Below are 6,648 nucleotides of genomic sequence, written 5' to 3'. Positions count from 1 at the left end.
GTTCGATCGCGCGCCGCCGCTCATCGCGCGACCGCCTGTTCGCGTGCGGCGCCGCGCCACCAGTCGGCGGCGGCCATCGCGGTGCGGCCCGACGGCTGCACGCGCCGGAGCTCGAGCGGCACAGTGCCGGTGCCGATCAGCACGCGGCGATCGTGCATGGCGATCAGGCCGGGCGGCATCACCAGAGCGTCTGTGGCATCCGCGGTGGTCGCGAGCTCGAGCACCTTCAGTCGTTGCTCATCGATCGTCGTCCAGGCGCCGGGCTCGGGGGTCACACCGCGGAACCGGGCGAGCACCTCTGCAGCCGGGCGGCGCCAGTCGAGGCGCGCGTCGTCGATCGTGAGCTTGGGAGCGAAGCTCGGCTCTCCTGATTGCGCCGTCGCGACCGCGGTTCGGGCGGCGATCGCGTCGACCACCTCGGTGAGCAGCTCGGCACCCGACACCGCCAGATCGTCGAGGAGCTCTCCTGAGGTCTCACTGCCGTCGATCTCGCGCGGACGCATCGCGAACACGTCGCCCGCATCGAGCTCGGGCACGAGCCGGAACACGGATGCCCCGGTCACGGCGTCGCCCGCGATCAGTGCGTGCTGCACGGGCGCCGCGCCGCGCCATGCGGGCAGCAGGGAGAAGTGCAGGTTCACCCAGCCGTGGGTCGGCGCGGAGAGCAGCGGTTCGCGCACGAGTCCGCCGTAGGCGACGATGACCCCGAGATCGGGACGCAGCGCCTCGATCGCGGTGGTCGGCCCGTCTCCGAGCCGGGCGGCCTCGATGACGGGCAGCCCGAGCCGTTCGGCCGCCTGCGCGACCGGCGACGGCGTGAGCACGCGCTTGCGTCCGAGCAGCGCCGCCGGCCTCGTCACGACGCCGACGAGCTCGTGGTCGCTCGCAGCGAGGCGTTCCAGAGCCGGGACGGCGGCAGCCGGAGTGCCGGCGAAGACGAGGCGAAGGTTCTGCACACTCCATTGTCGCCGACTCGGATGCGGCAGCTCGCCGCACGCTCCCTGCGCGCCCGCTGCATACCACCGGGCGGCTACGGCACCTCGGGATCGTCGAACCGCACCCGCAGCACGGGAGGACGCTTCGGCGGTCGCCCGCCGACCGGGCGCCGGCGCTCGGTGGCCGCTCGGATCATCTCGGCGCGGAGCGCCTTGGCGACCGCAGCGCCGGCGGAGTAGTCGAAGCGCACGATCGCCCGTTCGAGCCCCTCGCCGAACGCCGTCGGGCCGAGTGCGTCGACGTCGTCGGCCGCGGTGCGAGCCTGGTCGAGGGCGCGGGCAACGGCAGCGGGCGGTGCCGTCACGCTCGCGACGCGCACCGAGGGCGGGAAGCGCAGGGCCCGGCGCGCCTCGAGTTCGGTGGCCGCCCACTCCGCCTGCCGCCACGTCGAGAGCGCGGTCGCGAGCGCGCCCGCGACGCCGACGAGGAACACCGGGGCGCCCGGCGCAGCGAGGGCGGTCGCGTTCGACCACCAGCGCAAGCAGTCTTCGGCGACGCGGAGCGACTCGCGCAGCAGCATCCGCTCGCCGTCGAGGAGGAGCACGGCACGGTAGCCGCCGTCGGCGATGGGCTCTGCGCCGCGCGTGGCGACGACGAGTGCGGACTCGGCGCCGACGCGCAGGAGCGGGTGTTCGCCGTCGGAGAGGAACACGCGCGCTCGTGGGAAGGCACGGCCGAGCTCCTCAGCGGTGCGACTCGCCCCGACGGTGGCGGCGCGGAGCTTCGTCGCCTCGCACACCGTGCAGCGCCAGTTGCTCGCACTCGTGCCGCACAGCACGCACCGGGCGTCGCCGCCAGTGCGGGGCACCGTGATCGCACCCCCGCACGCGTTGCAGCGCGCGGGCTCGCGGCAGCGGTCGCAGACGAGGAGCGGCGCATTACCGGGGCGAGCCACCTGGACGAGCACCGGACCCTCGCGCACGGCCTCCTGCGCCTGCCGCCAGGCCGCAGACGGGATGCGCGCCGACCCCGGCTCGGGATTGGCCTGCTGTTCGGTCGGGATGACCCGTGGCCGCACTGGCTTCACCGCGGGAATCGCGTGCACCCAGCCGATCTCGACGAGCCGCTCGACCTCGACGCTGCGGGAGTGGCCGAGGAAGCACAGCGCGGCACCCGACTGCCCCTGCCGGATGAGCGCGGCGTCGCGCGGATGCACGCCCGGAGCGAGCGGTTCGTTCTGGAGGCTGTCGCCGTCGTCCCAGAAGGCGATGAGGCCGAGCCGGGCGGCAGGGGCGTAGACCGTCGAGCGGTTGCCGATGATGACGCGGGCGTGCTCGCCGGTCGACTCGAGGAAGGAGCGGAACCGCTCGCCGCCCGTCTGCCGTGCGTCGGTGCGCAGCACCCGCCGCGAGTCGACGAACGCGGCGAGGGCCGCCTGCAGCTGCGCCTGGTCGCGGTAGTCGGGAACGATGAGCAGGCTCGACCGATCGGCGGCGAGCGTGTACGCCGCGGCGTGCGCGAGTGTCACGGCCCACGCGCCGACCCATTCGCCCGAGGGCAGGCGCACGGGTCGCGGGTCGGCCGCAAGCGCCATCCGTTCGCCGTCGTCGATGCCCTTCTCGACACGACCCGCCTCGTATCCCGTGATCGGCGCCGGCGCCGGCGGCAGCTCGCCGGGATCGGACTCGGCAGCCCGCCACGTGCGCTCGACGCGCACGTAGCGGTTCGGCACGGCGATCCGGAGGATGTCGCTGGCATTGCCCGCGGCACGATCGGCCGCAGCGCGCACGAGCGCCCAGACCTCGGGCGTGAGGAGCGGCACCTCGGAGACGACGTCGTCGAGCTCGCTCAGCGTGCCGGCGTACTCACTCGACTCGACGAGCTCGACGAGCCAGCCGTTGGCGATGCGGCCCCCCGATCGGATCGGTACGCGCACGCGCACACCCGCTTGGGCCGCCTCGCGGAGTCGATCGGGAACGTGATAGTCGAAGAGCTGGTCGAGCTGCGGCAGCGGCGAGTCGACGAGCACCCTGGCGATCGGGCCGCCCGGCACCGTCAGAGCCCGGCGACGGTGCGCAGGTCGTCGACGCGGTCGAGCTGCTCCCAGGTGAAGTCGGGAAGCTCGCGGCCGAAGTGCCCGTAGGTCGCGGTCTGCGCGTAGATGGGGCGAAGCAGGTCGAGGTCGCGGATGATCGCGGCAGGGCGCAGGTCGAATACCTCGCGGATCGCGGCGATGATGCGCTCCTCGGGAACGTGCGCGGTGCCGAACGTCTCGACGTAGAGCCCGACCGGCGTGGCCTTGCCGATGGCGTACGCGACCTGCACCTCGAGGCGATCGGCGAGGCCCGCGGCGACGGCGTTCTTCGCGACCCAGCGCATGGCGTACGCCCCGGAGCGGTCGACCTTCGATGGGTCCTTGCCGCTGAATGCGCCGCCGCCGTGCCGGCTCGCGCCGCCGTAGGTGTCGATGATGATCTTGCGGCCCGTGAGGCCGGCGTCGCCTTGCGGGCCGCCGATCTCGAACCGGCCGGTGGGGTTGATGAGCACCGCGAGCTCGGGCCGGGAGAGCTCGACGAGGTCGAGCACCGGCCGGATCACGAGCTCCTCAACCTCGGCGCGGAGCTGCTCGGTGGACACGATCGGCGAGTGCTGCGTCGACAGCACGACCGTCTCGATCGTGCGAGGCACCTGACCCTCGTAGCCAACGGTGACCTGGGTCTTGCCGTCGGGACGGAGGTAGTCGAGCTCACCGGCCTTGCGAACGGTGGCGAGCCGCTCAGCGAGCCGGTGCGCGAGCCAGATCGGCACGGGCATGAGCTCGGGCGTCTCGCGCGTGGCGTAGCCGAACATGATGCCCTGGTCGCCGGCGCCCTGCAGGTCGAGCGCGTCGATGCTCGCTCGCTCGCGCGCCTCGAAGGCATGGTCGACGCCTTGCGCGATGTCGGGCGACTGCCCGCCGATCGACACCGAGACGCCGCAGGAGCGGCCGTCGAACCACACGTCGGAGGAGTTGTAGCCGATCGAGGTCACGCGTTCACGCACGATCGCCGGGATCTCGACGTAGCCCGACGTCGTCACTTCGCCGGCCACGTGCACGAGCCCCGTCGTGACGAGCGTCTCGACGGCGACCCGGCTGTGCGGATCGACCGTGAGCAGCGCGTCGAGGATCGAGTCGGAGATCTGGTCGCAGATCTTGTCGGGATGGCCCTCGGTGACGGACTCGGACGTGAAGAGGCGGAGTGCGCTCATATGGGCTTGGATTCCTTCGGTGTCGTCGCGGCTCGCGCCGTGGTCGTCAGCTCTGAGACAACCACGTCGAGGATGTCGTGCGCCACCGACAGTTTCGTTCCGTGTGCTCGTGTGACGACGTCGCCGCCGGCGCCGATCACGACGACCGCGTTCTCGTCGCTCGCGAACCCCTCGTTCCATCCGACACGGTTCACGACGAGCAGGTCGGCGCCCTTCGCCTCGCGCTTGGCGCGCCCGAGCTCGACGAGGTGCTCGTCGTCGGACTCGGTCTCGGCGGCGAAGCCGACGAGGAGGGTTCCGGAATGCGGCTCGCTGCCGAGGCCGGCGAGGATGTCGGGATTGCGCACGAGCTCGAGCGTGAGGCCCCCGTCGCCCGCGTCCTTCTTGATCTTCGCGTCGCTCACGGTCACCGGCCGGTAGTCGGCGACGGCCGCGGCCATCACGACGACATCGGCGCCCTGTGCGGCGGCGACGACCGCGTCGCGGAGCTCGAGCGCCGTCGAGACCCGGCGGACGTCGCAGCCCTCGGGATCGGCCACCTCGAGGTTCGCGGCGATGAGGGTGACCTCGGCTCCTCGCGATCGCGCCGCCTCGGCGATCGCGATGCCCTGCTTGCCACTCGACCGGTTGCCGAGGAAGCGCACGGGGTCGAGCGGCTCGCGCGTTCCGCCGGCGGAGACGACGATGCGCCGCCCCGAGAGATCGCCCGTGCGGTGCTGCGCCGCAGCGGAAGCGGATGCCGCGACCCGCTCGAGTGCGGCCGCGACGATGACGTCGGGCTCCGCCATGCGGCCGGGCCCGCTGTCGCTGCCCGTGAGCTGCCCCACGGCCGGACCGACGACGGTGACGCCCCTGGACCGGAGCGTCGCGATGTTCGCCCTCGTGGCCGGATGCCGCCACATCTCGGTGTGCATGGCCGGTGCGATGACGACGGGCGCCTCGCTCGCGAGCACCGTGTTGCCGAGCAGGTCGTCGGCGAGGCCTGTCGCGAGCTTGGCGATCGAGTTCGCGGTCGCCGGCGCGATGACGATGAGGTCGGCGGCCTGGCCGATGGCGACGTGCCGCACTTCGGCGACCCCCTCGTAGAGGTCGGTGTGCACGGGGTTGCGCGAGATCGCCTCGAGCGTTGGGCGCCCGACGAAGCGCAGAGCACCCTCGGTCGGGACGACGTGGACGTCGTGACCGGCGAGCACGAGCGCGCGCACCACGCCCACGGCCTTGTACGCCGCAATGCCCCCGGTGATGCCGACGACGATGTTGAGCGGCGACATCGGGCCTCCGGCTCAGTCGGCGATCGGGCGGAGCCGGAGCTTGTCTTCGTTGATCTCGTGCAGTGCGACCGAGAGGGGCTTGTCGTCGATCGAGGAGTCGACGAGCGGGCCGACGTTGTCGAACAGGCTGCCTTCGTGCAGGTCTGCGTAGTAGTCGTTGATCTGGCGTGCGCGCTTCGACGCGAAGATCACGAGCTGGTACTTCGAATCGACCTTCGAGAGCAGGTCGTCGATGGGCGGGTCGATGATTCCGGACAGCTTCTCAGCCATGGAAAGACTCCTTGATCGTGGGGTGCGCACCCTCAGTGCGCGAAAAGTCGTGGCGAGGGCAGCTCAACGCCGACCCTTGCGAGGTCTCATCAAGTCTACGACCTTCTGAGCGGCGTCGGCGACGTCGTGGTTGACCACCTGGTGATCGAACTCGTCGACGGCCGCCAATTCGATCTTCGCGGTCTCGAGCCGGCGCTGCTGTTCGCCTGGACTCTCGGTGCCCCGGCCGACGAGGCGGCGCACGAGCTCCTCCCAGCTCGGTGGGAGCAGGAACACGAGCGTGGCGTCGGGCATGGCCCGGCGCACGGAACGCGCACCCTGGATGTCGATCTCGAGCAGCACGCTGTTGCCCGCGGCGATCGCCCGCTCGACGGCCGCCCGGGGCGTGCCGTATCGGAATGCGTTGTGCACCGTCGCCCACTCGAGCAGCTCGCCGGCTGCGATCATGCGATCGAACTCGGCGTCGTCGACGAAGAAGTAGCTCTCCCCTTCGACCTCGCCGGGCCGTGGCGCACGCGTCGTCGCCGAGACCGAGAGCTGCACATCGGGATAGTGGCGCCGGATGTAGGAGGCGACGGTGCCCTTGCCCACCGCTGTCGGGCCGGCGAGCACGACGAGCCGGTCGCCGGTGCCGCCGTGCGCGGCGACCCAGTCGGCGACGAACTCGCGAAGCCGCCTGCGCTGCAGGCGGCCGAGGCCGCCGAGCCGCTTCGACGTCGAGATCTGCAGCTCGTGCATGATGCGCGAGCTCTTCGTCGCGCCGATCGCCGGGATCGACGTGAGGAACTCGCTCACGCGCAAGCGCCCCTCGACACCCTCGGGCGATGCGTACGCCTCGCGCAGCACGTCGAGCGGGCTCCGCGCCGCGCTCGCGACGTCGGCCTTCACCGCAGCGCGGGCGCGGCGCGCCGCCACCGCCGCG

Annotated in this window: 6 protein-coding genes; all 6 read right to left on the bottom strand. The window is 72.0% G+C overall.

Features of this window, described 5'->3' with window-relative positions; translation table 11 throughout:
* Positions 1-20: 20 nt before the first annotated feature.
* Positions 21-956: a methionyl-tRNA formyltransferase gene (fmt, locus tag ESP51_RS20065; RefSeq protein WP_129522633.1), complete on the bottom strand. Its 936-nt coding sequence runs from the start codon at positions 954-956 to the stop codon at positions 21-23.
* A gap of 74 nt (positions 957-1,030) precedes the next feature.
* Positions 1,031-2,989: a primosomal protein N' family DNA-binding protein gene (locus ESP51_RS20060; protein WP_129522632.1), complete on the bottom strand. Its 1,959-nt coding sequence runs from the start codon at positions 2,987-2,989 to the stop codon at positions 1,031-1,033.
* Positions 2,990-2,991: 2 nt separating this feature from the next.
* Positions 2,992-4,185 carry a methionine adenosyltransferase gene (metK, locus tag ESP51_RS20055; protein ID WP_129522631.1) on the bottom strand — a complete coding sequence of 398 codons (1,194 nt, stop codon included), beginning with the start codon at positions 4,183-4,185 and terminating at the stop codon, positions 2,992-2,994.
* Positions 4,182-5,456 carry a bifunctional phosphopantothenoylcysteine decarboxylase/phosphopantothenate--cysteine ligase CoaBC gene (gene coaBC, locus ESP51_RS20050; RefSeq protein WP_129522630.1) on the bottom strand — a complete coding sequence of 425 codons (1,275 nt, stop codon included), beginning with the start codon at positions 5,454-5,456 and terminating at the stop codon, positions 4,182-4,184. Before coaBC ends, metK begins: the two co-directional genes overlap by 4 nt.
* A gap of 12 nt (positions 5,457-5,468) precedes the next feature.
* The gene (rpoZ, locus tag ESP51_RS20045; protein WP_129522629.1) at positions 5,469-5,726 is read right to left on the bottom strand and encodes a DNA-directed RNA polymerase subunit omega; all 258 of its coding nucleotides are present in this window, start codon (positions 5,724-5,726) and stop codon (positions 5,469-5,471) included.
* Positions 5,727-5,789: 63 nt separating this feature from the next.
* On the bottom strand, positions 5,790-6,648 hold an 859-nt coding region (gmk, locus tag ESP51_RS20040), incomplete at its 5' end, for a guanylate kinase (protein ID WP_241843282.1).

This window comes from Agromyces albus (assembly GCF_004134825.1).
Classification (GTDB): Bacteria; Actinomycetota; Actinomycetes; order Actinomycetales; family Microbacteriaceae; genus Agromyces; species Agromyces albus.
Note: the sequence above shows the minus strand (reverse complement) of the source record. Positions and strands in the feature narration are given on the sequence as shown.

What these genes read in the sequence shown, in the direction of transcription:
- metK (WP_129522631.1), bottom strand. Translation starts at nt 4,185, where the DNA reads ATGAGCGCACTCCGCCTCTTCACGTCCGAGTCCGTCACCGAGGGCCAT.
- rpoZ (WP_129522629.1), bottom strand. Translation starts at nt 5,726, where the DNA reads ATGGCTGAGAAGCTGTCCGGAATCATCGACCCGCCCATCGACGACCTG.
- coaBC (WP_129522630.1), bottom strand. Translation starts at nt 5,456, where the DNA reads ATGTCGCCGCTCAACATCGTCGTCGGCATCACCGGGGGCATTGCGGCG.